The sequence below is a fragment of the Shewanella morhuae genome (genome assembly GCF_003028295.1).
In the GTDB taxonomy this organism is placed as follows: Bacteria; Pseudomonadota; Gammaproteobacteria; order Enterobacterales; family Shewanellaceae; genus Shewanella; species Shewanella morhuae.
Genome location: NZ_PYSG01000002.1, coordinates 3,135,324 through 3,161,267 on the forward strand (window position 1 = coordinate 3,135,324; position 25,944 = coordinate 3,161,267).

Annotated in this window: 22 protein-coding genes and 1 other RNA gene; 11 read left to right on the forward strand and 12 right to left on the reverse strand. The window is 43.8% G+C overall.

All coding sequences use genetic code 11. The features are described 5' to 3' along the window. Nucleotides 1-621: 621 nt before the first annotated feature. The 3 genes from C9I43_RS18925 to C9I43_RS14210 all read left to right on the forward strand — a co-directional run bounded on the left by C9I43_RS18925 (nucleotide 622) and on the right by C9I43_RS14210 (nucleotide 5,519). The gene (locus tag C9I43_RS18925; protein WP_181317895.1) at nucleotides 622-1,533 is read left to right on the forward strand and encodes a nuclease-related domain-containing protein; all 912 of its coding nucleotides are present in this window, start codon (nucleotides 622-624) and stop codon (nucleotides 1,531-1,533) included. Between the two features lie 81 nt (nucleotides 1,534-1,614). Beyond that, a complete protein-coding gene (locus C9I43_RS14205; protein WP_107883893.1) occupies nucleotides 1,615-2,985 on the forward strand; it encodes a coiled-coil domain-containing protein in 1,371 nt (456 codons plus the stop codon). Between the two features lie 89 nt (nucleotides 2,986-3,074). Then, the gene (locus C9I43_RS14210; protein WP_107883895.1) at nucleotides 3,075-5,519 is read left to right on the forward strand and encodes an ATP-binding protein; all 2,445 of its coding nucleotides are present in this window, start codon (nucleotides 3,075-3,077) and stop codon (nucleotides 5,517-5,519) included. Between the two features lie 427 nt (nucleotides 5,520-5,946). On the opposite strand, the gene gcvP is transcribed toward C9I43_RS14210, so the two are convergent. The 6 genes from gcvP to C9I43_RS14240 form a co-directional block, all read right to left on the reverse strand. Then, a complete protein-coding gene (gene gcvP / locus C9I43_RS14215) occupies nucleotides 5,947-8,835 on the reverse strand; it encodes an aminomethyl-transferring glycine dehydrogenase (protein WP_107883897.1) in 2,889 nt (962 codons plus the stop codon). Between the two features lie 122 nt (nucleotides 8,836-8,957). Continuing rightward, nucleotides 8,958-9,347, reverse strand: coding sequence for a glycine cleavage system protein GcvH (gene gcvH, locus C9I43_RS14220; protein WP_076498877.1), 390 nt, complete (start codon nucleotides 9,345-9,347; stop codon nucleotides 8,958-8,960). Nucleotides 9,348-9,372: 25 nt separating this feature from the next. Then, complete coding sequence (gene gcvT / locus C9I43_RS14225) at nucleotides 9,373-10,467, reverse strand: glycine cleavage system aminomethyltransferase GcvT (protein ID WP_076498880.1); 1,095 nt, start codon at nucleotides 10,465-10,467, stop codon at nucleotides 9,373-9,375. A gap of 253 nt (nucleotides 10,468-10,720) precedes the next feature. Beyond that, nucleotides 10,721-11,944, reverse strand: a complete 1,224-nt coding sequence (locus tag C9I43_RS14230) for an FAD-dependent oxidoreductase (protein ID WP_107883899.1) — start codon at nucleotides 11,942-11,944, stop codon at nucleotides 10,721-10,723. A 99-nt stretch (nucleotides 11,945-12,043) separates the two neighbouring features. Beyond that, nucleotides 12,044-13,303, reverse strand: coding sequence for a 2-octaprenyl-6-methoxyphenyl hydroxylase (gene ubiH / locus C9I43_RS14235; RefSeq protein WP_107883901.1), 1,260 nt, complete (start codon nucleotides 13,301-13,303; stop codon nucleotides 12,044-12,046). A gap of 179 nt (nucleotides 13,304-13,482) precedes the next feature. Then, on the reverse strand, nucleotides 13,483-14,058 hold the full coding sequence (locus tag C9I43_RS14240; RefSeq protein ID WP_076499054.1) for a UPF0149 family protein: 576 nt from the start codon (nucleotides 14,056-14,058) through the stop codon (nucleotides 13,483-13,485). 234 nt (nucleotides 14,059-14,292) lie between these two features. On the opposite strand from C9I43_RS14240, the gene C9I43_RS14245 reads away from it, so the two are divergent. The 3 genes from C9I43_RS14245 (at nucleotide 14,293) to C9I43_RS14255 (ending at nucleotide 15,576) form a co-directional block, all read left to right on the forward strand. Next, the gene (locus C9I43_RS14245; RefSeq protein ID WP_076498889.1) at nucleotides 14,293-14,595 is read left to right on the forward strand and encodes a cell division protein ZapA; all 303 of its coding nucleotides are present in this window, start codon (nucleotides 14,293-14,295) and stop codon (nucleotides 14,593-14,595) included. A gap of 128 nt (nucleotides 14,596-14,723) precedes the next feature. After that, nucleotides 14,724-14,905: non-coding RNA, 6S RNA (gene ssrS, locus C9I43_RS14250), on the forward strand. An 8-nt stretch (nucleotides 14,906-14,913) separates the two neighbouring features. Continuing rightward, nucleotides 14,914-15,576 carry a 5-formyltetrahydrofolate cyclo-ligase gene (locus tag C9I43_RS14255; protein ID WP_107883903.1) on the forward strand — a complete coding sequence of 221 codons (663 nt, stop codon included), beginning with the start codon at nucleotides 14,914-14,916 and terminating at the stop codon, nucleotides 15,574-15,576. Between the two features lie 26 nt (nucleotides 15,577-15,602). Here C9I43_RS14255 and folM read toward each other — a convergent pair whose 3' ends face one another. Then, nucleotides 15,603-16,349 carry a dihydromonapterin reductase gene (gene folM, locus C9I43_RS14260; RefSeq protein ID WP_107884188.1) on the reverse strand — a complete coding sequence of 249 codons (747 nt, stop codon included), beginning with the start codon at nucleotides 16,347-16,349 and terminating at the stop codon, nucleotides 15,603-15,605. Nucleotides 16,350-16,627: 278 nt separating this feature from the next. Here folM and C9I43_RS14265 point away from each other — a divergent pair, with 278 nt between their 5' ends. Further along, on the forward strand, nucleotides 16,628-17,026 hold the full coding sequence (locus C9I43_RS14265) for a thiol-disulfide oxidoreductase DCC family protein (protein WP_076498897.1): 399 nt from the start codon (nucleotides 16,628-16,630) through the stop codon (nucleotides 17,024-17,026). Nucleotides 17,027-17,121: 95 nt separating this feature from the next. Here the strand turns inward: C9I43_RS14265 and mdh are convergent, their stop codons facing one another. Further along, on the reverse strand, nucleotides 17,122-18,057 hold the full coding sequence (mdh, locus tag C9I43_RS14270; RefSeq protein ID WP_076498899.1) for a malate dehydrogenase: 936 nt from the start codon (nucleotides 18,055-18,057) through the stop codon (nucleotides 17,122-17,124). A gap of 294 nt (nucleotides 18,058-18,351) precedes the next feature. Here mdh and argR point away from each other — a divergent pair, with 294 nt between their 5' ends. Further along, complete coding sequence (argR, locus tag C9I43_RS14275; protein ID WP_076498902.1) at nucleotides 18,352-18,822, forward strand: transcriptional regulator ArgR; 471 nt, start codon at nucleotides 18,352-18,354, stop codon at nucleotides 18,820-18,822. Between the two features lie 90 nt (nucleotides 18,823-18,912). Here the strand turns inward: argR and C9I43_RS14280 are convergent, their stop codons facing one another. Beyond that, the gene (locus C9I43_RS14280; protein WP_107884190.1) at nucleotides 18,913-19,848 is read right to left on the reverse strand and encodes a Dyp-type peroxidase; all 936 of its coding nucleotides are present in this window, start codon (nucleotides 19,846-19,848) and stop codon (nucleotides 18,913-18,915) included. 228 nt (nucleotides 19,849-20,076) lie between these two features. Continuing rightward, nucleotides 20,077-21,789: a gamma-glutamyltransferase gene (ggt, locus tag C9I43_RS14285; RefSeq protein WP_107883905.1), complete on the reverse strand. Its 1,713-nt coding sequence runs from the start codon at nucleotides 21,787-21,789 to the stop codon at nucleotides 20,077-20,079. A 238-nt stretch (nucleotides 21,790-22,027) separates the two neighbouring features. On the opposite strand from ggt, the gene prmA reads away from it, so the two are divergent. The 3 genes from prmA to fis all read left to right on the forward strand — a co-directional run bounded on the left by prmA (nucleotide 22,028) and on the right by fis (nucleotide 24,373). Then, nucleotides 22,028-22,909, forward strand: coding sequence for a 50S ribosomal protein L11 methyltransferase (gene prmA, locus C9I43_RS14290; RefSeq protein WP_076498904.1), 882 nt, complete (start codon nucleotides 22,028-22,030; stop codon nucleotides 22,907-22,909). 173 nt (nucleotides 22,910-23,082) lie between these two features. Continuing rightward, complete coding sequence (gene dusB / locus C9I43_RS14295; RefSeq protein WP_076498907.1) at nucleotides 23,083-24,051, forward strand: tRNA dihydrouridine synthase DusB; 969 nt, start codon at nucleotides 23,083-23,085, stop codon at nucleotides 24,049-24,051. A 16-nt stretch (nucleotides 24,052-24,067) separates the two neighbouring features. After that, nucleotides 24,068-24,373: a DNA-binding transcriptional regulator Fis gene (fis, locus tag C9I43_RS14300; protein WP_006083371.1), complete on the forward strand. Its 306-nt coding sequence runs from the start codon at nucleotides 24,068-24,070 to the stop codon at nucleotides 24,371-24,373. A gap of 240 nt (nucleotides 24,374-24,613) precedes the next feature. Here the strand turns inward: fis and C9I43_RS14305 are convergent, their stop codons facing one another. Both C9I43_RS14305 and C9I43_RS14310 read right to left on the reverse strand, forming a co-directional pair. Continuing rightward, nucleotides 24,614-25,216, reverse strand: a complete 603-nt coding sequence (locus tag C9I43_RS14305; RefSeq protein WP_107883907.1) for a hypothetical protein — start codon at nucleotides 25,214-25,216, stop codon at nucleotides 24,614-24,616. Nucleotides 25,217-25,340: 124 nt separating this feature from the next. Then, nucleotides 25,341-25,943, reverse strand: a complete 603-nt coding sequence (locus C9I43_RS14310; protein ID WP_011070752.1) for a hypothetical protein — start codon at nucleotides 25,941-25,943, stop codon at nucleotides 25,341-25,343. Nucleotide 25,944 lies beyond the last annotated feature (1 nt).

The following is a 25,944-nucleotide window of genomic DNA, read 5'->3' on the forward strand; positions in this document are numbered from 1 at the left end:
CCTCGGGTTTCTGAGCTTATGAACGAGAGCCATGGAAGGCGAACTGGCAGTTAAATAGGGATATTGTTGAAGTACGTCCCTGTATGCTCGAACGTGGAATCTGCTGCACATGGAAGTGCAAATGCCGCGATCACAGGTCAATGATGTTCCAGACATCATGATGACATTTCCCATATCCCTATGGGTCAGACGTGAAAAAGCGGCCCTGCCACGGACGGTCACTTACATGACAGTGCTTAATCTTGTTTAACTTCTGTGTATATCTGCGAGCTCGCAAGAACAAAGAAAGAACTTAAAACACGACGCTACAAATAATGCCTGTCAGATCGTTCCTCCCGTGAATAATCTTGCTACAAGTCATTATTTAAAATACGTATTGTGATAAACATCATTGATTAAACCGCATAGAGCAGGTTAAAGTGTGACCGCTCAAGGAAAATGCAGGGCAAACTCGAACTCCATCATCGAGCACGCCATTTAAGGAAGAAGAAGCCAATCAGCAATATGCGCCCAAACTCTTAGCAGTCTACTCTGCCGCAACTTTCCAAAATAATAAGTGAATTTAATTAATAAGTTATGTCATAGAGTTAACTATTGACTCGCATTACTTCAGGGACGTAAATGACTGATTTCAACAACAGTATGTTATCCGTAGCGATAATACTCTCCAGCATGTTTGCCACTGTGGGTGTCATGTATGGCTTGCTGAAATATCGTGATGCCACCGTAAAGCTACCCGTCGATCGCGAACAACTCGCCCGCATTCCCGCCTATGGTTTACAGCAACAAATACAAGATCTGCAAATGGACTTAATTGGAAGCATGCTGATGGGCGCGATGATAGTATCCCTGCCGTTTGCCGTCAGCAGCCTTAAAGCCCACATCACAGTCGGTCAATTCCCGTGGATATCTGTCATAACGGGTTTAATGGGATTAGCTTATTGCAGCTTTAAAACATGGAAAAACTTTTCAAAGCTCACCAAATTACCCCTAGGTCATACAGCAGAAATCGCCACTGCCAATGAACTCATAGGCTTACAAGCATTGGGTTATCAAGTGTTTCACGATGTCCAAGCCGACGGCTTTAACATCGACCATCTTGTCATCGGCAAAAATGGCGTATTCGCCATTGAAACCAAAGGCCGCCATAAACGGAACAAAGACCTACTCCAAACCAATGGAAATGGTAATGGCAGCAAGGGCTATCAAGTATTTTACAAAGACGGGCGCTTAAATTTCCCCTCATGGACAGAAACCAAACCCATAGAACAGGCTGAACGCCAAGCCAAGTGGGTCAGCCAATGGTTAACCAAAGCCACAGGAACACCAGTAACCTCAACCCCAGTCCTCGTATTCCCAGGCTGGTATGTCACCTGTCAGACAAAACCACCGTTCCCGATCGTTAACCACAAACAATTAGTCTGCACTATCCCAACCCTGCGCACCCAAGCAATCAGCCAACAACAAGCCGAACAGATTATTTATCAAGTAGCACAAAGATACTTGGGTAAAAATGAGGTGGGAAATAATTAAAGATAAAATATAAAATATAACCAGCATTCACTGAATACTAAAAAGATTAGTAATTATATTTAATTTAGGAAATATCACATTATGAACAATAATATAAAATTATTGATAGATACTTTAGAATCTCTACTATCCACAATCGAAATGGCGACATTTAATGCAATTCCATTTGATCAACAACACGGTTGGAACCAAGTTTACCTTGACCAAAAAGATGTAGAGAATTTTATAAAAAATTTGATAAAAAAACTAAATAGCTATTCATCTGTAAACATCACAGATGGTTTTTCTTCGACCGTTGAAAGTCACATCAACAATATAAATAGACTTAACAATTCAGCTAAAACCTATTTCACTAACAACGCAAGCCACCTTATTCACTTCGTCCCCTCCATATTTATTACACTTTATGCAGTAGAATCTGAAGTTAATAATGAACTTTTTTCTTTTGAAAATATTGAATCAGAAAAATTATTACCTAAAGATTTAGCTCGAAATTTGAGAGCAACGAAATCAAGACTTGATAGATTTTATATCGAAAGCCAAGATATACAAGAAAAAATCAAAACAATAAATGATGCTCATGAAGCAGCTGAATCACTTCCAACAGATCTTGAGGATTTAAGGGACGCTAAACAAGAATTGAACGCTTTACTAAAAATGGCGAAAAAAGAGTTTGAACAGACTAAAAAAGAAATTATCCAAATAAAAGAAGATTCTGCTATTTTAAAGTCAGAAATAAAAGCAACTAATGATGAATGCAATGTTAGTACAAATGAAATCAATAACTTAAAAATATCTGCTGATGCGTTAGTTGCACAATGTGATGATGCTTTGCAAATAACTACAACTCAAGGATTAGCGGCAGGTTTTGATCAAAAAGCAAATCAATTAAAATCTTCAATTTGGGTCTGGATTGCAGGCTTATTGGTTGCTCTGATTTCAGCATATTTAATCGGTTCTGAAAGGGTTAATTCTTTGACCGAAGTATTAAATAAAGATATCACTTCTGGACAAGCAATTTTACATACCGTAATGGCTATTATTTCAATTGGTGGCCCACTATGGTTAGCATGGATGTCAACACAACAAATTAACCAAAGATTTAAGCTTTCAGAAGATTATGCATATAAAGCAACTGTAGCAAAATCCTTTACCGGTTTTAAAAAGTTTGCAAGTAAATTTGATGAAGAAACGGAAAAAAGACTATTCAATTCAACATTAGATCGATTTGATGAAATGCCATTACGATTATTATCTACAAAAGACTATAGTAGCCCATGGCATGAGTTCACTGATTCTGAAATTTTTAAGCAAGCAATTAGATCTATACCAGCCCTTGCTATCGAAGCAGGAAAATTTGCAGATAAAGTTAACCTAAAGCGTACTGTTCCCATTAAAGATTCAATTTCACCAAAAGTGACTCCAATTCAAAAGACTGTTGTCGACGAATAGGAGTCAGCAATCAATTTAAAAAATAAATATTACAATATAATTTTTATAAATATTCCGTTTGTATTTTGATACATACAATTAGAGGTTATATGAAAAAAATATTCACCCAACAATTACGAATTGCTGATGAAATGAAAAGTGAGAGTGAAAAACTTAACTATTTAACCGCAATTATTAGATCTATTTTACAGTTAGCAGTAACAACTTCATTAGAAGTTTTTTCTGTATCCGGTTATAGCGAGGATACAACCTTACCTGAATTAATAGAACGTTTCCATACTCCTTCTGATGGTATGCCAATACATATTTTAGACTTACTAATCCCTATTCTAAGATGTTATATAGACTCAAAGTTTTTGATTGGTTTTTTTGAGAAACGCAAGGAGTACCCGATGCCGCTTTCAAAAGAGCTGCAAGATTGGGTGCAATTTAGAAACAGTAGACAAGGCCATGGAGTATTAGACAATAAAAAAACAATAGAATGGTCACAAAAAACCAGTACAATCATTAAACAATGTCTGTTAGTGTTTGAAAAAATAATTCCAGAAATAACAACTGAAAAAACACTTCATTTAAAATCAAACAAATTAAATCTATACATAAAATCTCCAATGGTTATTGATAATTGTGCGATCGTAATCCTAAAAATATCACAAAAAAAATCTGGCTGGCAGATGAAAGCACAATTACTATCTCATAGTGATTCAGATGAAATTTTAATTCAACTTCCTGAAGAAAACATATTCACACCATCAAGTGATCTCATTGAAAATTATAAAATAATTGAATTAGAGAGTGAAAATGGTGAATATCACATACTTGAACACAACATTCCAATAAGACAGACTGATACTTTCGAAGGACGAGAAAAAGAACTCAAGATATTTAAAGAATGGATCAATGATGAAGATTCTCGAAAATGTTTAATCTATGGTGATGGAGGATATGGTAAAACAACTTTATTACTAGAGGCTCTAAATTCATTATTAGAAAATGGCTTTAAAATTAACACTCCACTTCCAACTGTTATATGTTATTACACCGCAAAAATGACAAGATGGACATCTGACGGATTAACACATTATACCAGTATTGAACCAGTATTAGATGAAAGCGTTAGAGAGCTTATGAAATGTCTCTACAGTGTATTACCAAAAGAATGGTACACAGTTAGTGGTTCTGCATTAATTGACAAAGCTGTAAATGAACTTAAAAAAAATGGATACACTCGTGATGATATACTTTTAGTGTTAGATAATACTGAAACATTAGCAACAACAACACAAGAAACCATCGAACTTGCAAGACTTTTGCAAGTTTTAGGGAAAAAATTGGGTCGCATAATAATTACTTCTCGAAGACAAGAAGCGATTGAGGCTAAGCCTATACTTATAGAAGGTTTAACAATTAAAGATTGCGTAAATTTACTGCAAGCATTAGCACATAAACATAAAGCGGAGCCAATTCGTCAAGCAGGAGAAACAAAATTAAGAAAAATATCAGAGAAACTAAGTCGAAAACCAATTTTATTAGAAGCTCTTGTTGTTTATATTGGGCGACAACGAAATATCAGTATAGATCAAGCGATGGAAAACTTATATAAAAGGTCTAATGAGGAATTGTTGGAATTTTTATATGAAGATGCTTGGAATAGAATTAGTCAATTACAGAAAGAAGTGTTTTACATCTTAGTATCATTAACTTGCCCATTAGATCAGTATTCTATCAGTAGAGCTTGTCAACTTTTAGAAATTCAACACAGTGAATTACAATCTAGTTTAGCCGAAACTCATTTTGCTTCAGTAACAGACTACGGTACTCACTATAGTTTAGAACTAGTTGATTTAGCTAAACGCTTCTTTCATAAAAAGCTGAAAGAACTAAACAGTGAAGAAAAAAGATCAATAGAAAAATATGCAATTGAAGTTGACAGCTATGCTAAGGAGCGTGAATCAATAGAGCTTGCCTATAGAAAAGATCGTGTTGCCGAGGCATTTAGAAGTGATTTTGCCAAGGCAGCCAAGGTAGCAGTAGATAAAGGTGACATATGCAGAGCAATTGAAAATTTTGAACTAGCAATAGAAGATGACCCATTAAACTCTGCGCTACATGATAGATATTCATGGTTACTTGCTCACAAAGTAAAAGACCTAAATAAAGCCCTAGAAATGTCAGAAAAATCAGTTATATTAAATAATAAAAACTGTGATGCGGTGGTTAATCTAGCCCTAATACAATATAGGCTTGGAGAACTAGAACTAGGTGATAAAAATATTTCAACCTCGGTATCTTTAGGTAGGCCTGAATCTTTCGCATTCCTACAAATGGCAATAGCGAGATTTACAATGTCCCGTAAATCCATAAATACAGATACAGCATACAAATATTTACTTGATGCAGAGATTTTACTCAACAATGCACAAAAAAAGCATAAAGCAAGAAGTGGATATGATGCAAAAAATTTACAAGAAATATTAAAATTCAAAAATCTTGTTTTGAAAAAATTAAATGACTTTCGCCTAACCAAAGTTTAGTCGAGCGGAATGTCAGGATGAGCATAGTTCATCACTCAATGGTCACACCAGAACTGGCATTGTTGCACCAGTGACCTTCTAAAACATGGATGTTTTAGTAGAGCCTACAGGGATGTATCTACGGCGAGTCACTGGTGTAACAGTGCGAGAGCCTGCGGCAGGCAATTAGCAGCACTGTGCTATCAGCGACTTATAAAGCTAATTAGCAACTCAATCACGACAGAATGAATAACCAACGAACAAAAAAGCGAACCGCTAAGGGTTCGCTTTTTAATGCTTCAAATTCGCTGAAGCCAACTACACCATAATTGCGTTGCTGGCGAAGCTAATGCAAGGCGGATTGAAAGCTTTCGCGCGGAGTTGACTGGTGTCAATGAGCACGAAAGCTGAGATTCAACGCCGCAGTAGCTAGCCTAAGCAGCAATTATTATTCGTAGTCTGATAATGGCGCACAACTACACATCAAGTTACGATCACCGTAAACATCATCAATACGATTCACGGTTGGCCAGAACTTGTTAGTGCGTACTGCTGCACTTGGGAACACGGCCACTTCGCGGCTGTATGGGCGCGTATCAAACTCTGGGTCCATGATATCGGCCATAGTGTGCGGTGCGTTGTGCAGCGGGTTGTTGTCCACTGGCCATTCACCTGATTCCACTTTGGCGATTTCAGCGCGGATGGACACCATAGCGTCGATAAAGCGGTCAAGCTCCACCTTAGACTCAGATTCCGTCGGCTCAATCATCAAGGTTCCCGCGACAGGGAAGCTCATGGTTGGCGCATGGAAACCGTAGTCGTTCAAACGCTTAGCGATATCCATTTCGGTTACGCCTGAGGCTTCTTTCAGTGGACGCAGGTCGATAATACATTCGTGCGCCACGCGATCGTTACGGCCACGGAACAATACTGGGTAATGTTCAGACAGCTTTTTCATCATGTAGTTAGCATTTAGCAGTGCAGTTTGCGTTGACTGTTTAAGCCCCTGCGTACCTAACAGCTTAATGTACATCCAGCTGATAGGCAGAATGCCAGCACTACCGTAAGGTGCGGCTGATACCGCGCCGTTGTTATCGCTTATCTGACCCGGTTTAACCACCACATGACCCGCCACGAATGGCGCTAAATGGGCTTTTACGCCGATTGGGCCCATACCTGGGCCACCGCCGCCGTGTGGAATAGCGAAGGTTTTATGCAGGTTAAGGTGTGATACGTCAGCACCGATAAAGCCTGGAGTCGTTAAGCCTACCTGCGCGTTCATGTTGGCGCCGTCTAAATACACTTGGCCGCCATGCTGATGCACTATGTCGCAGATTTCGCGGATAGATTCTTCATACACACCGTGGGTCGATGGGTAAGTGATCATGATGCAAGACAGGTTTTCAGCCACTTCGGCGGCTTTAGTCCTCAAATCGTCTAAATCGACGTTACCTTGCTTATCACACGCAGTCACAATCACTTGCATACCCGCAAGTTGCGCCGATGCAGGGTTAGTGCCGTGGGCAGATTGTGGGATCAAACAAATGTTTCGGTGCGCATTACCACGTGACTCATGGTATTTTTTGATGGCTAACAAGCCCGCGTATTCACCTTGAGCGCCTGAGTTAGGTTGAATACACACAGCGTCGTAACCTGTGATGTTCACTAACCATGTCGACAATTCTTCAATCAGCTGAGTGTAACCTTTAGCTTGATCCTGCGGGCAGAATGGGTGCATGTTGGCAAATTCTGGCCAGCTCACTGGTATCATTTCAACCGCTGCGTTTAACTTCATGGTGCATGAGCCCAGTGAAATCATCGAGTAGTTAAGTGCTAAGTCTTTGCTTTCGAGACGTTTGATATAACGCATCATCTCGGTTTCGCTTTGATAGCGATTAAACGTTGGGTGACTTAAAATCGCATCTTGGCGCACTAATGCAGCAGGAATCGACTGGCTACCTTGGCTAACAATTTGCGCGTCTAACGCGGCTACATCTAAGCCATGGCCAGCGCCTAAAATCACTTCAAACAGTGCTTCGATATCTGAGCGCAGTGTGGTTTCGTCAACACTCACGCCTACAATGCCGTCGGCATCGAAACGTAGGTTCATTTCAGCAGCCAGTGCGCGTGCGTTCACGGCAGTAACATCTAAGCCTTTGATGCTGATGGTATCAAACCAAGTGCTGTTAACTAAACTCACGCCCTTAGCTTGTAAACCTGCCGCTAAAATGTCGGCAAAGCGGTTGATGCGTGACGCGATGGTTTTCAGGCCATCTGGGCCGTGGAATACAGCGTAGAAAGACGCCATATTGGCTAACAAAATTTGTGCAGTACAAATATTTGAGTTGGCTTTTTCGCGGCGAATATGTTGCTCGCGAGTTTGCATCGCCATACGCAGGGCGCGGTTACCACGGGCGTCTTTTGACACACCAATGATACGACCCGGCATTGAACGTTTGTGCTCATCACGGGCAACAAAGAAAGCCGCGTGTGGACCACCAAAACCCATTGGCACGCCAAAACGCTGCGCGCTACCAAATACTACATCGGCGCCCATAGAGCCCGGTGATTTCAGTAATACCAACGACATAATGTCGGCGGCCACAGTCACAATCACGTTCTTGGTACGCAAAGTTGCGAATAATTCAGTGAAGTCAGTGATTTGGCCTAAGCGGTTAGTGTATTGGAACAAAGCACCAAACAGCTCGTAGTTCACGGCATCTTGTGCAGGGCCCACGATGACATCAAAACCAAAACACTCAGCGCGGGTTTTGACTACGTCTAAGGTTTGCGGGAACACATCATCGGCAACAAAGAAGATATTCGATTTTTTCGCTTTAGAGACACGCTTTGCCAGCGCCATGGCTTCGGCAGCGGCGGTCGCTTCATCTAACAAAGACGCAGAGGCTAAATCTAAGCCCGTTAAGTCCATCGACACTTGTTGGAAGTTAAGAATGGCTTCTAAACGACCTTGGGCGATTTCTGGCTGGTAAGGCGTATAAGCCGTGTACCAACCGGGGTTTTCAAATACGTTACGTAGGATTACGTTTGGCACTTGGGTGCCGTAGTAACCCATGCCGATATAGCTTTTAAAGACTTGGTTTTTATCTGCTAGACCACGGATATAGGCGATACCTTCGGCTTCACCGCAAGAATCACCAATGCTTAAATCTTGGCTTAAGCGAATCGATTCAGGCACGATTTGCGCGGTGAGGTCTTCAAGAGACTCAGCGCCAACAAAATTAAGCATCGCTTGTTGTTGGTGGCTATCAGGGCCGATGTGACGACGTAGGAATAAATCGTGCTGTTCTAACTGAGTGAGGGTTTGCTTGGTCATGATAAACCTTGTTCCAGATTTGCCGAAACTCAGAACTGTAGGGTACTGATTAACGGACTGTTGTTATGTCAATCTTGTGCTAAAACAAACAAAGCCCCTCAGGGCTTTGTTAACACCGACGATTACTCTTCGTCGATTACCGCTTGGTAGCCTTCGGCATCTAGCAGCGCATCGATGTCTGATTCGTCAGAAGGCATCACGCGGAAAAACCAGCCTTCGCCGTAAGCATCGCTGTTAACCAGCTCAGGAGAATCCTCTAGGGCAACGTTTACAGCAATCACTTCGCCAGAAATAGGCGCATAAATGTCAGATGCCGCTTTGACTGATTCCGCTACCGCGCAGTCTTCACCTGCGGTAACAGTATCGCCAACTTCTGGAAGCTCTACGAAAACCATGTCGCCTAACAGCTCTTGGGCATGATCAGAAATACCTACTGTGTAGCTACCGTCGGCTTCTTTACGGATCCATTCGTGTGAAGAGGCGTATTTCAGTTCTGTCGGAATATTGCTCATTGTTATTGTTCCTTGTTCCGTTTTTTTAAAATGCTGGTTTACCGTTACGCACAAAGCTTGGCGCGACTACTTTAACAGCCACACGCTTTTTACGCATTTCAACTTCTGCCGTATCCCCAATTGCATTAGGGACGCGCGCCAACGCAATAGAATAGCCCAAGGTTGGCGAGAAAGTACCGCTGGTGATCACGCCTTGGTGCTCAATACCGGCAGCATCAGTGAAAAATACAGGCATATCATGGCGTAGCACGCCTTTTTCTTCCATCACTAGGCCGACTAATTTGTCGGTGCCCGCCGCGCGTAGTGCTTCTAGGGCGCTACGGCCAATAAAGTCACGCTCGATAGGTTCCCATGCAATGGTCCAGCCCATGTTGGCGGCCAATGGGTTGATGGTTTCGTCCATATCTAAGCCGTAAAGATTCATACCGGCTTCAAGACGCAGAGTGTCACGCGCACCCAGACCACAAGGTTTAACCCCTTGCTCTAACAGTGCTTGCCACAAGGCCTCTGCTTCATCTTCTGGGACAATAATTTCGTAACCCGCTTCGCCGGTATAACCCGTAGTGGCAATAAACAGCGAGCCCGCTTGCTTACCGAAGAAAGGTTTCATGCCTTCGATAGCGGCGTTTTGCTCGGTGCTAAACACGGCAGCGGCTTTCGCTTTAGCGTTAGGGCCTTGTACCGCGATCATTGATAATTCAGGACGTTCAGTCACAGTGACATCAAAACCTTGGGCTTGCTTAGCAATCCAAGCGAGATCTTTTTCACGGGTGCCTGAGTTAACGACTACGCGGTAATGCGTATCGGTAAGATAATAGGTGATGAGGTCATCTATAATGCCCGCATTTTCATCTAACATGCCGGCGTATAAGGCTTTACCTGGAACTTTAAGCTTAGCCACATCGTTTGCGAGCAACTTACGCAAAAATGCACCAGCATCATTGCCCATCACATCAACCACTGTCATGTGGGAAACGTCGAACATGCCCGCGTCTTGACGCACGGCGTGATGTTCTTCGATTTGTGAGCCATAGTTGAGCGGCATGTCCCAACCGTGGAAATCAACCATCTTAGCGTTTGATTCTATGTGCTTGTTAAACAGAATAGTTTTGTTAGCCATTGTTATCCCTTTTTGCGGCCTTTTTCAGGTCTCTGCCTAGTGTAGGGTGTAGATACTAGGGTCTAAAATGCGGCGAAATTATACCTTGCGTCACAAATTTGTATACAGGATATTTTTCTAATCCGAAGTCACTGCCATTAGATTTTCTTATCTTAAACCTGTAATTTTTTTACATGCGAACGGCAGATTTGCGCAGCTTGCAAACAAATCGCTGATATTAGCAGCAATTCTGATCACATTAGCGCAACCGCGGCTAACGACATAACTTAGGCAGCGCCGACTTATTGCCCATGGCCTGTTGTATGAACACTGTTTTCAGCCCAGCGACATTATCAACCAGATTTAACCCCAAATCGCGGATCGCTTTTTTAAGTGGGTTGCTGCCTTCAAAGAGTCGTTTAAAGCCTTCCATTGCGGCAATCATCTCCATGGCATCGGCTTTGCGCCAACGCTCAAGGGCGCGCAAATTGGCATAATCGCCGATATCTTTACCCGCTTGCTGTAATTCATTGACCACTTCGATAATGCTGGCGGCATCTAAAAAGCCGAGGTTAACCCCTTGGCCAGCCAGTGGATGAATGGTGTGCGCCGCATCACCGGCTAACACTAAGCGATGGCGGGCAAAATGGCGGGCATAACGCATTCGCAGTGGAAAAGCTTGGCGCTCGCTTTCAAGCTGACATAAGCCTAAACGGCCATCAAAGGCGGCGGTTAAGTGGCGCTCAAATTGAACGTTATCCATGGCTAATAATTCGTTGGCGCGCTCTGGCGGCACAGACCACACAATAGAGCACAGATTGTCTTCATACAGAGGTAAAAATGCCAACGGCCCGTCCTGTAAAAATACTTGGCGAGCGGTAGCAAGGTGCGGTAATTCAGTACGAATAGTGGCGACTAACGCATGGTGGCCGTAATCCCAAAAGGTCAGCGGTATTTTACACTGCTCACGCACCCAAGAGTTCGCACCATCGGCGGCGACTACCAACGCAGCACTGACACTTTCTATTCCAGACTCGGCGCCATTAGCGAGGGTCAGCCAAGCTTCGCGCTCACCAAAGGCAATGCGTTCAATACGTTGGTTTTCAATATGGGTGATGTTGTCAAACTCACTGACACGTTTGGCGAGGGCGTAGCTGATGGCATCGTTTTCGATAATAGTGCCAAGGCTTGCTTCGCTGATGCTGTTGGCGTCAAAGGCAATTTTGCCAAAGCCGTCTTTATCCCACACGGCCATTTTTTGGTAAGGCGTAGCACGGGCTGTCTCTACATAAGCCCAAGCACCTAAATGTTCTAACAAACGCTGGCTTGCCTTATTGATAGCACTCACGCGTAAACGCGCTGAGCCGCTGACGGCTTCTGTCTGCCCTGCATCAATAACAACAACATTAAGATTAGCCTGTGCCAATCCAATCGCGGTGGCGAGTCCCACCATGCCACCGCCCACAATAGCAATGTCATAGGTTTGCGAACTTAACATGGGTACATCCTTTTCGCGTTGCGATACCAGTGAATAGCGTTGCTTTGCCGTCATTGCCTTACGGGCGATAGACGTTAGCGATATCAACGCATTCGAGTGTTATTTCCAGCCCATCGCTTTTTGGGCTACAGGCGTTTTAAGTGGCACAAACCAAGATAATGACCGCAAGCCTAAATTACGACCGAGCGCCAAGGGCCAATACTGGTTTGAAAAACCACGGACTAAAAATTCAATATTACGGATAGTGCTGTTTCTATCGTGCTCACGAGCTTTTAGATATGCATGGGTTACGGCAACACTGCCGATATCATCGCCCTGCTCTAGCGCCGTTTTGAGCACCTCAAGCAAACTCACCACATCGCGAAGACCTAAGTTAAATCCTTGTCCTGCAATAGGATGCACCGTCTGCGCCGCATTGCCGATAAACACACATCTATGGTGGATAGGCCTTGGCATATACGACAAATCAAGCGGATACGCATGGCGCGTACTCACATCAACAAATTTGCCTGCGCGATAACCAAAAGCTTGCTGCAGCGCCGCTAAAAACTCAGCTTTAGGCGCGGCTTGCATTTGCTTGGCACCTTCGGCATCGAGCGCCCACACCATTGATAATCGCGGCTGGCCTTGAATGTCGCCCATAGGTAACAGCGCTAAAGGGCCTGTTTGGGTAAAGCGCTCATAGGCCCAATGTTGGTGGGGTTTGTCGGTTTGAATATTGGCGATAATCGCCGTTTGTGCAAAAGCCACTTGGGTAATGGGCAAATTAAAACTGCTGCGAACTTTAGATTGCAAACCATCGGCGGCGACCACCAGCTTAGCTTGAATGCGCTCACCGGTATCGAGTAGCAATGTGTGGCTATCGATAGTGGCGTCGATTTGCACAAGTTTGGCGGGGCAAAACAGTTTTACATCGCTTTTAGTTAACTCGCTAAATAGCACTTGGCCGACACGTTCAAGCTCGACCACTTGGCCTAACGCATCTAAATGAAACTGCGCCGCATTGAGCTCTGTCATACCAAAATGGCCACGGTCCGACACATGGATATTTTCAATCGCCGTGCCCAAATGGGCGAGCTTAGGCCATAAACCTAAGCGAGATAATTCGAAAATAGAGCCGTGGGCGATAGCGATAGAGCGCGCATCAAACCCGGGATGTTGTTTATCAGGGACATGCGCCTCAATTAACGCAATGGAAAGTGGTCTAGCTAATTGATGTGCGAAGGACTGTGCAGATAAGGACTGTGCCGATGATAAACGCGCTAGCGCTAACGCTAAGGTCGCGCCCGCCATGGCGCCGCCAACAATAGCGATGTCGACGTTTTGAACTGAAGTATCCATGTGCTTCGTGGTCGTCATGGGGATCTCATTCAAGCTATGGCATGGCGCACCTGCTATATCAACAGTTGCGACAATGCAATTAACAATACTGGTGTCATGGACGAAAAGGCCAGACGAGCCAGCCTTTTATATCAAATTAAATAACCATTATAAAAACTTAAACAATAGCGATTTGATTAACTTAATAATTGCGATGATTAGTGCACCGCTGCAATGTCGTCGCTTTCGCCATGGGGAAGTTCGGGGCCAAATTCGGCGTAACACATAATCGCAGCTATCCGCACAAACTCGAGCAGTTCAGTGTATGCCGCCTCGGACTCTTCATCGTCGGCAACATCAAATTCAACTTGGGCAATTTCGGCTAAGTCTTTAATGACTTCACGCACCTCAGTCGAAGCCTGATTAAGTTTGGGCTGAATAATCGCCATACCAGTCAAAAAGCTTTGCGCCCACAAAGATAAAGCCTCAACACGCTGGCTAAGCGGTTCTTCTTCCTCTGGCAACAGCGGCATAAAGCCAAATTCAAACTCGGCTAAACGCGTTACTGAATCTTGGAACAAATCACACACCAGTTGATGTAACTGCGCTGGCAACGGCTGGCCGTCGTTCATCAGATCAAATAAAGGCTTGATCCAAGTGTCGCCAGTTTGCTCTACACCACCGCAAATTAAACCGACTAAAGCGCCGTGAACTTCAACCGGATGCTGACCAATTTCGGCCGCATCTAAGGCAATTTTTAAGCTATCGATTCGTAACGAAGGAGGGGTGGCCATATCAGATCCCAATAAGATTTTTTCAGCTGCAATGCTAGCAGAGATAAAGACTTGAACCAATACTGAATCCCGATAATGCGCAAATCCACAGGACTTAAGTTAATAATTTCAACAACTGCTCACACAAGCAGCAAACAAAACTATCCCGACAAATCCATTGGCGGCTTACCTTGCACTTTTAATTTTAGCCCTATATAGTCCGCTTCAGAGGTTAACGAAAGGATCCCCCGTTATATGAGTAACAGTGCAGTTGAAATTACCCTACTTGGGCGCACCTACTCTATCGCTTGCCCGAAAGGCCAAGAGGATGCCCTACGTACGGTGGCACTAGGTGTTGAACAACAACTTATTGCGTTAAAAAGCCGAACCAATAGCCTTAGTCGTGAAGAAATCGCAATTATGGCAGCGCTCAATATTGGACACGAGTTGTTCCAAGAAAAGCAAAAGAACAAGCATTACATGCAACAGATGGACGACCGAATCAGCTTGCTGCAGTCGACCCTCGAAAATGCCTTAGTTGAGCGTTCAACTAAATAGCATTAAAGTTTAACTGTGAAGCACGAGGGTTTAGCGCGATAACGCCGCTAAGTTAACTCTTTTGATACACAGAGAATGGCTAAACTGGCTTAAATACTAAGACAACTTTTAGCGATTCAGTACCGTTTTGCTCCCTGGGATGCATGCCAACTGGTAATGTCCCTGTGCCGATAATTTTGATCTTAGGGTGAATGCTTTACTGACATTGTGCATGCTCGGCTCGTACCGAGAAGCCTTAGGAGGTAATCATTTTCCCGCCTTGAACCTACGGTTCAAGGGCTACACCGGGTAGCGGCATTCTGGGGAGCATCTTAATTTATGTCTACATCTTCTACACTCAGCGACAATCTTCCTGCTAAAAGTAAGGCACCGCAAGCTGCGGCGCGCATCGATATCAACGCAAAAGAAAGTCGCCAGCAATTACGTAAAACCATCCGCAGTGCACGTAAATCGCTAACACCAGCTGAGCAAACCTTGGCAAGCCTTAATGCCTGTCACAAAATGATTGATAGGCTACAAGCTCAAAAAGCACAGCATGTAGCATTGTACTTAACCCATGATGGTGAACTTGCGACCGCGCCGCTTATCAATGCACTGTGGCAATTAGGCATTAATACCTACTTACCCAGATTGCACCCCTTCAATGCCGGACAACTACTTTTTTTGCGTTACACCGCTGACACGCCGATGCAGCCCAATCAATTTGGCATCTTAGAACCTAAATTAGCTGTGCGCGCCATCATCCCCGTGACTGAGTTAGATATTGTCATCACTCCCTTGGTCGCTTTTGATGCTGTGGGTAATCGCATGGGGATGGGCGGCGGCTATTACGATAGGACTCTGGCGAACTGGCAGCTTCAGGGCAAACCTTTACCTATGGGTTACGCCCATGACTGCCAACAAGTGCCGAGCTTACCCTGTGAGTATTGGGATGTGCCTTTACCGATGATCATCACCCCAAGCCGCGTGCTGACGTTCTAAACGATTTTGATTTAATCATCAAAGCACTACTTTAACTGGCGACCGCCATCGACATTATGGCAACGACCCGTAACGTAGCGACTATTCAGTAGATATTGCACTAAATCGATAATTTCCTGATTGCCGGCCTCTTTTGGTAATAACGCTTTGGCTAAGGTTTTTTGTTGATAGGCAGCATCATCCTCAGGATTAAATAAAATCATCGCTGGGGCGATGGAATTGACTTTCACCTCGGGGGAAAATTTAGCAGCAAAGGATAATGTCATATTGTGCAGCGCAGCTTTACTAGCAGCGTAGGCAATATGCTTCTGACTGCCCTTTTCGGCCACATAATCGGTAATATGGATAATATCACTCGCACCAATATTACCACCCGCTCCGCTGCGTAGCGGCGCTTCTAAGGCCAAGTTTAATTGATAGGGCACGCTCACATGCACTTGCATCATCCGCTGCAACACTTCGCTCGGCGCAAAAGTAGCGCTTTTTAAAGGCGCATTCTTGGTAAGCACAGGATCAGGCAGCCAATCGGACGCATTGTGAATAATAGCGCGAATTTGAGGCAGCTTAGCGAGCTCATCGATTAAGGATTGCACTTGGATATCATCATAAAAATCACAGGGATACAAAGTCGCGCCTAAAGTTTTTAGCTCATCAATACTCGCATAGTGGCTACGATAGGTACCAATCACACTCAGGCCTTGGGCGAGAAAATGTTTGGCTAAGGCGTAACCAATACGCTTACCTACGCCAGTGATGATGATGGGAGATGTCATACTAATCCTGTTATTTTTAAAGCGATTATGGCTCGGTTTATGATTCATTGAATGGTAAATACACCTAAGACTCAAGCAAAACCAATCAACATCCCAAATCCTAGCGTATTTTTTTAGATTTAATCTAACTGGAAGGCTAATTAATAATGCTGATCACGTCTAAAATTAGATCCAATCTCGCATCAACTGCGATCTAAAATCATTGCTGCTGCGTATAGGATAAGCTAAAGCTAAAGCTAAGCTCACGCATTAAGATTAAATTATCTGAGGTATCCCCGATGGAACTGCGAATTTTTTATGATGGAAACTGTCCATTATGTAGCGCCGAAATGCGTCAACTGAAAGCGCGCGATCCCGATAACTTAATTGCGCTAGAAAATTTAAATGCGCCAGACTTTAGCCAGCGTTTCAGTTATATCGATAAAAACTACGCTAATACTATTCTGCATGGCGAAACCGCAACCGGCGAAATATTACTCGGCTTAGATGTCACCTGCAAAGCGTGGGCACTTACGGGAACCCGTTCTTGGATACAATTATTACGCTTACCTATTATTAAACCCGTTGCCGATTGGCTTTACTTGCGCTTTGCTAAAAATCGTTATCGCATTTCTTATTTACTGACAGGTAAAGCCCGCTGCGACGATAATTGCCAATTGCCCACTAAGCGCCGCTGATTTAGGTTTAGAAAGCGTAAAACGCAGACATAAAAAAACGGAGCTCAAGGGCTCCGCTTTTAACTCGTTATAATCTAAAAAGATTATTCGAATAATTATTTAACGAAATCAACGCCTAGTTTGATATCGCCTTTCAGCGTATCTAACATAGAATCACGGGCGTTAGCTTCAAATGCACTCACTTCACCGTAAGGCAGTACTTTTTCAATACCGTTTTTGCCTAACAATACAGGTTGTGCGAAGAACTGGGCGTGTTCACTACCACCGTCAACGTAAGCACATTCAACGACGTTAGCTTCGCCTTGCAGACCACGAACCAAAGACAGACCGAAACGGCAAGCCGCTTGACCCATAGACAATGTCGCGCTGCCGCCACCGGCTTTAGCTTCAACCACTTCTGTACCCGCGTTTTGAATGCGAGTTGTCATGGTTGCCACTTCTTCATCAGTGAACGTCACGCCTTCAACTTGAGAAAGTAATGGCAAAATGGTCACGCCGCTATGGCCGCCGATCACATTCACTTTAACATCAGCAACGTTTAAGCCTTTTAATTCAGCAATAAAGGTTTCAGAGCGGATCACGTCCAGCGTGGTAATACCAAATAGACGGTTTTTATCGTAAACACCGGCTTTTTTCATCACTTCGGCTGCAATAGCCACAGTGGTGTTAACTGGGTTGGTGATAATACCGACTAAAGCAGTAGGACAAGTCGCAGCCACTTTTTCCATCAGGTTACGCACGATACCAGCGTTGATGTTAAACAGATCAGAACGATCCATGCCTGGTTTACGCGCAACACCAGCAGAAATCAGCACTACGTCTGCATCTACCAGCGCAGGCGTTGGATCTTCACCGGCAAAACCTTTGATTTCAACAGCGGTCGGGATGTGGCTCAAGTCAACCGCAACACCCGGAGTAACCGGTGCGATATCATATAGAGACAGCTTTGAGCCCGCAGGCAGTTGAGTTTTTAACAGTAAGGCAAGAGCCTGGCCGATACCGCCAGCAGCACCAAGTACAGCAACTTTCATAATGAACTCCGTTATTTCTCGGATATGTGTGACATGGATCTAATTTGCGTGTGCGTCACATTACTGGAATGTCGCAACAATTTCAATTATCCCTTAGTCGTGGAACAAAAGAATTTCGAAATAACTGATAGCTCACAAAAGAACAATGACTCGATTGCACATTTTAAGCCGATGATAATGATGCTGAGTCTGCTGCTTAGTGAATGTTTATTCAGCCAATTTGATTGTATGTTGACAATTTGTTTAAAAATATTCAAAATGGGCCTGTTTTTTTGAATAAAGAATAATAATATTATGCAGACGACCAAGAATCAGGATGACCTTGTTAGAGTTTTTAAGTCGATTTTAAAAGAAGAGCGCTTTGGCTCTCAAAGTGAAATCGTCATCGCCTTGCAAGCTGAAGGCTTTGGTAATATTAACCAATCAAAAGTATCACGCATGCTCAGCAAGTTCGGCGCCGTTCGGACTCGCAACGCTAAACAAGAGATGGTGTATTGCTTACCCGCCGAATTAGGCGTGCCAACCGCAGGCAGCCCATTAAAAAACTTAGTGCTGGATGTTGACCATAACCAAGCCATGATTGTAGTGCGAACCAGCCCTGGCGCAGCACAACTGATTGCCCGCTTATTGGATTCTATCGGTAAGCCAGAAGGGATTTTGGGAACGATTGCAGGTGATGATACGATTTTTATTTGCCCATCAAGCATCCAAGATATCGCCGACACCTTAGAAACCATCAAATCTTTATTCAATTATGCCGAATAAAAAAAGCACTTAATGCCTTGGCATTAAGTGCTTTATCAAAATGTAACTCTTACAACTCAACTACAACTCAACTTGGTCAGTCACAACAATTTACTCATCGAACTGCAGCATAAAATCTAAAGCGGGTACGAAGAAAGATGAACCCGTTAATGCCTTAGTAAAATGCATTAAATGATCATGATTACCTTCGCCATCACCAAATATCATGCTGTGTAGCATTTTTTCAAAATGTTCGGGCGTACGACAGCAAGCAATAAACATCAACCCCTGCTCTTTAAGCGATCCGTAGGGCATGCTCTGACGTAGGATTTCCATTGAGTTTCCGTCAGCATCTTTAAGATTCACCCGTTTTATATGGCTGGTGAGTGGCTTATCCTTGGATTCATATTCGATATTATCTTGTTTAGTGCGCGCGAATATATCTTCTTGTTTTTTAATCGGTAAGCGGTTCCACTTACTTAAGTTATGGGCATATTTTTGTACGTGAACATAACTGCCGCCCTTAAATCCAGCATCCTCATCACCAACCAGTGTGACTTCTTGACGATGGCGTCCCTTTGGGTTTTCAGTACCATCGACAAAACCGGTCAGATCGCGACTATCCATAAATCTAAAGCCGCGCTCTTCGTCCACTAATTCCACCAAATCTTCAAACATTTGGCTAATTTCATTGGCGACTAAATGCAGAATATCGTAACGGTCACAGCGAATATGTACATACAAATCATATTCGATTGCAGGTGCATCAAGACTCCCAGCTTGTATCGCAGGGAAAGGCCTTAACATTTTAGGGCGGGCATCGGTATAGAGGCTATCCCAGTAATTAGCGCCGATACCGACAAAACCATTGAATGCACTGTCAGAATACTGATCTGTCAGTTCGTAAATATACTGCGCTACGTTGGCAAGGCAGGGACGTAACTGCGACTCCACATTATCATTTGCATTAAACATCAAGTAGATACTATGTAAGTTTCCCTCTGCACACACACCTAACTGTTCACGCGGCATATTTTGAATATCCATTTGGTTGTGACCCTGTTCTAAATTCATTTTCGGTAATATTATCCGCAACTTTCCCTAAAAATGACATTAACTAACGCACACTTTACTCGAGTTTATTAATGATAATGCCTATAACGAAGCGTTGTTGTGCTCAAGCTCATTGAAAAATGATGCAACGCATAAATTTCGCTAGCGAGTCTACCCCAATACAGTAGGCAAAGCTCACTAACACCATGATATTTATTTAAACTAATACCCTGCAGCATGACCATCTTTACGACTCTCAGATGCACCGCGGTAAACGCCAGTTTCTGCATTAAAGCCAATCGCTTGATAACCACCAAAATCCCCTAAAGCATCACGCAATATATGCCCTTTTTTAATGAGCTCACGGCGCGTTTCAACAGGAAAGCCTGACTCTAGGCTCACATAACCGCCATCGGTCATCACCTCGCCAGTAGGCTCAGTAGAACCGCTATGTAAAATCCGAGGCGCATCGCCCGCTTCTTGTAGGTTCATTTTAAAATCAATGAGATTCATTAAAATTTGTGCATGCATTTGCGGCTGCGTTGCACCGCCCATGACCCCAAAACTAAGCCAAGGCTTACCTGCTTTAGTCACAAACGCGGGAATAATCGTTTGAAAAGGTCGCTTACCTGGCGCATAGGTATTGAAACGTCCCTCAGTTAAATCAAACATTTGCCCACGATCTTGCAACACAAAACCCAGATCGGCCGGCGTCATTCCCGAGCCCATACCACGGTAATTACTCTGGATAAGTGACACCATATTGCCGTCTTTATCTGCCGTTGTGAGGTAAACCGTATCACCGTGCTGTAGGGCAGGATTACCTGCATCAACACTTTTGGCGGCTTTATTCGTGTCAATTAATTTAGCGCGCTCATAGTTGTAGTGTTGTGATATCAACTCGGTAACAGGGACGTTATTAAAGGCCATATCGGCATAAAATTTAGCTCTGTCGGCAAAAGCCAGTTTTTTAGCCTCTACAAATAAATGCACATATTCAGGGCTGTTAAAGCCCATAGCAGCGACATCAAAGGGTTCCATGGTTTTTAAAATTTGCAGTGCGGCAATGCCTTGTCCATTGGGCGGTAATTCCCACACATCATAACCACGATAATTGACCGAAACAGGCTCAACCCATTCGCTGGTATGACTGGCTAAATCTTCATAGCTTAAATAGCCCCCTTGGGACGCCATATATTTATCAATACTTTTAGCGATATCACCTTTATAAAATGCATCACGCCCACCCTTAGCAATTTTCTCATAGGTGTTTGCTAGGGCGGGATTTTTAAAGATTTCACCTACCGCAGGTACCTTACCCGTTGGCATATAGGTTTCTTTAAATCCTGGGAATTTAGCCAGTTTTTTAGCACTGCTATCAAGATAATAAGCAATCAGCTCAGAGACCGGAAAACCATTGCGAGCGTAACCAATCGCGGGGGCAAGATTATCCGCCATCGGTAATTTGCCAAACTTATTATGCAACTCATACCAACCATCAACCGCGCCGGGAACCGATACAGGCAAAGGGCCAAGTGGCGGTAAATAGTCTAGCCCAAGGGATTTAAGCTTTTCTAAGCTCAATGACTTTGGACTACGGCCTGAAGCATTAAGACCATAAAGACGCTTATCTTTCGCGCTCCAAACGATGGCAAATAAATCACCACCTACACCCGAGCCTGTGGGCTCAACCAAGCCTAACATGGCATTAGCGGCAATCGCGGCATCTACCGCACTGCCACCTTGCTTGAGTATATCAATCGCGACTTGTGTTGCTAATGGCTGGCTCGTCGCCGCCATTCCATGTGTTGCATACACTTCTGAGCGGGTTGCAAAGGCTTTACCCGTAATTCTATCCATGGCCATAACTCCTGCAGACGATACCGCGGTTGCAACAATAACGAGGGTATAAATTGAATTTATTATTTTTAACATAACACCTCCTAAATAAGAGAGTTAACGTAACAAGGCTGAGCAAAGATATCACCAAGCAATAGCACTTAAACTCAAGTTAAACGTAAGTAAAAATGTCTTACTCTCGCTCACGTATCCGATGCTGGAGCGCTCTATAGCCTTGCCTAACATAGGTTAAATTACTGCTGGGCTCTGCATTTTAAGCAAGTTTACGTATACAATAGCGCGATATTTTGAACCCTTAGCCACAGGATGCCCCATGCCTTGGATCCAACTCCGTGTAAATACCAATAGCGATGATGCTGAAACCATTAGTGATTTACTTATGGAAGCCGGCTCAGTCTCGATAACCTTCGAGGATGGTAAAGATACACCTATTTTTGAACCTAAACTGGGTGAAACCCCGCTATGGCGTGATACCGTTGTCGTGGCGTTATTTGATGCCGAAACCGATCTAACGCCAACCATCGCGATGCTGAAAACCTTGCCATTTCTCGGTGAAAACTTCAGCCACAAGGTAGAACAAATCGAAGATAAAGACTGGGTGCGCGAATGGATGGATAACTTTCATCCTATCCTCTTTGGCACACGTTTATGGATCTGCCCAAGCTGGCGCGAAATCCCTGATCCAACCGCAGTAAATGTGATCCTCGATCCCGGCCTTGCCTTTGGCACGGGCACACATCCCACCACAGCGCTGTGTTTAGAGTGGTTAGATAGCTTAGATTTACGTGATGAAGAAGTCATCGATTTTGGCTGCGGCTCTGGCATTTTAGCTGTAGCTGCGCTGAAGTTAGGCGCGAAAAAAGTTACCGGTATTGATATCGATTATCAAGCTATTGACGCCTCACGTGCTAATGCTGAGCGTAATGATGTCGCCGACAAGTTGGCACTCTACTTACCAGAAGATCAACCCGCTGATCTTAAGGCCGATGTACTGGTGGCTAACATACTGGCAGGCCCACTGCGCGAATTGGCGCCTTTAATCGCCGAACGCGTTAAAAGTGGCGGTAAATTGGCCCTTTCTGGTCTACTAAAAGAACAGGCCCAAGAAGTCTCTGACTTTTATAGTCAATGGTTCGATATGGACGAAGCGGCTCACAAAGAAGATTGGAGTCGCTTGACAGGCACACGCAAATAACGCTAAAGGGTGGCGCAACGTGCGCCACCGTTGACTTCTCACAATATAGCCTCTGACTTCTTGACGATTAAATGTCAAGAAATAAAATTGCCTCTAGGTCATTTATTGACCTTTGCATCGCCAACAAAAAGGGCTACTATAGCGCCCCTTTGAAGAGCAAGGTGAAACATAAAATGCAGATTGGACCCTATCAACTGAAAAATCAGCTGATCGTGGCACCAATGGCAGGTGTCACCGACCAAGCCTTCCGTAATCTTTGTCTTCGTTATGGCGCTGCCTTAGCGGTTTCCGAGATGCTTTCATCTAATCCTGAGGTTTGGGATACAGATAAAAGCCGCCAGCGCATGACGCATTCTGGTGAAGAAGGTATTCGCTCAGTGCAAATAGCCGGAGCCGACCCTGATTTAATGGCGCAAGCCGCGTTGTTCAATGTTGAACAAGGCGCTCACATCATTGATATCAACATGGGTTGTCCCGCAAAAAAAGTGAATAAAAAGCTGGCTGGCTCAGCGCTGATGCAAAACCCGCCGCTGGTAAAAGAAATTTTACAAGCCGTGGTCGCCGCAGTGAATGTGCCTGTCACGTTAAAGATTCGCACCGGTTGGGAGCCAGAACACAAGAATGGTGTTCAAATCGCCCAGATTGCAGAGAATTGTGGCATAGCTTCGCTCGCCGTTCACGGCCGCACGAGGCAATGTATGTACAGAGGCAATGCCGAGTACGACACGATTAAAGCAATCAAACAGAATGTCTCGATTCCTGTCGTCGCCAATGGGGATATCGACAGTCCGGAGAAAGCCCGCTTTGTGCTGGAATACACCGGTGCCGATGCCTTGATGATAGGACGGGGTGCTCAAGGACGACCTTGGATTTTCAGAGAAATCCAGCACTACTTGGAAACGGGTAATAAGCTAGCGCCCATTGAGGTTGCCGAACAGCGTCAAGTGATGCTGGAACACCTCACCAAACTGTATGATTTGTATGGTGAATATAAGGGTATCCGCTTTGCCAGAAAACATATGGGATGGTACCTAGACCAAGAAGCTCAGCGCCAATTTAGGGCTGACTTTAATCGGCTGGAAACCACTGCAGAACAGTATTCCCTCGTGGAATGTTATTTTGATGAATTAGTACAGAATTAATAAAGAGCAGAATAGAATGTTTGATCAGACAACTAACACAGAAGTTCACCAGCTTACCGTTGGCAAAATTGAAACCGCAAACGGCACTATCAAGCCCCAGTTATTACGTGATGCGGTCAAACGTGCCGTAACTAACTTCTTCGCACAGTTGGACGGTCAGGAAGCACAAGAAGTTTATGAAATGGTATTAAGCGAAGTGGAAGCACCTCTGCTCGACATCATCATGCAACACACTCGTGGCAACCAAACCCGCGCAGCAAACATGCTAGGTATCAACCGTGGTACTCTGCGTAAAAAATTAAAGAAATACGGCATGAATTAATCCGTAAGGATTAAGCTGTTGTATTGAAAAGGGCTTCTAGTTAATAGAAGCCCTTTTTGCATCCAAAGTTACACACTGAGTTACACACTGATAAAACCCACCACCTTAAAGTGCATTAGAAAAACTCGCCATACCTGCCTAGGTTACATGAGATTATTGAGGACATAGAAGCGGGCAAAACTTTAACTTGCTGCAAACCATTGCGGATACAGCAAATTACTAGATATTGAGAAAACCACATTACAAATATGGTTGAACTTCCTGATAGTAAAATTTATTGAAGTTTGGCAGGAATGCTTTAACAATGCTGTTGTTCGGCCTACGGGGAAAATCAATGCTTGAATTTAAGCCTTTTACTCTAATCTCGACTGACTGCGCATCTGCAAGTTTCTTTAGCTGTTCTGGTGATATGGCAAACACACCGTTATCAAATTCACTGACGTAAACTTGTCTTTGAGCTGATGATACCGAGTAATCAATTACACCATCATCGGCATACAACTCTACTTTATCATTCCCATTGTTTAACAGAAATGTGGCAGAACTTCCCTTACCTATGTTCAACCATGATCCTCTAGCTGTCGTTGTAACCTGCTCCATCGAAAATTTCACACCCAAAGCGATTATTTTATTTCCTGAATCTTTTATTACGAATGGGTTTAATTCTGCTGAGTTAGACACAATGCCTAAGTAGTCAGCGTCAATGACTCCACCTGTCATGGTTGTTGTGGTTCGATTTTCAAACTGATCTGTCTTTGTGACTGTGTTGTATTTGCTTGCATAGGATGCAGCACAGCCACTGACAAACAAGACGATAAATAATCCAGCTACAAATTGTTTCATTGTGTTTTCCCTAAAGTATGCTCATTAAATGATAAACAGATACTACAGTATTGCATTCTGTATTGCTTGATACATGGCTCACAGAATAGGTTGCAATAAAACTGAGCTAAATAACTGAAATTACTTATTCAAAATAATTAATGCCCAGCCCAGCACCTAAAGAATGCAACTTTTTCATAAAATAAACATTGTAGGCGTCTTCAACCTTAACCAACTTTGTAAAATCTCGCTCAAAAGTCCTGTAATGACTGCCTTTCGGTTTTATGGGTAAACTCACTTCAAATAAACTCTGTACGGCATCATTACCCCATATCACGCGCCTGCGTTTACGTATTGCTCGACTTAATCTATCTATTGGCGCCTCTGACTGACAGGCATAATGTAACCCTAGGCATTCTCTACATGCCCAACCATTAGGAACACCATACAAATACAACCTTTTTTGCAGGCAACATGGACAGATAAAAATCAGTCGTGGGTAACGGGGAGTATCCCATACCAACGGCACTGGGAAGCGTTCTGAACCGTCCAAATCAAACCATATTATCGCAGCGTAGTCTTGGTGTAACTCTAGCGTGAATTGGCTTGGTGCCTTAAATTTGGCATTAATGCTGAATCGTTTACCCAACTCGGCTAGCAACGGCTTAAATAGCTTAGCCGCCAATTTAGGATAGTTTTCGACATAGCGCCTTACTTGTGTTCTTGATACCCAACAACCTTTAGTCATA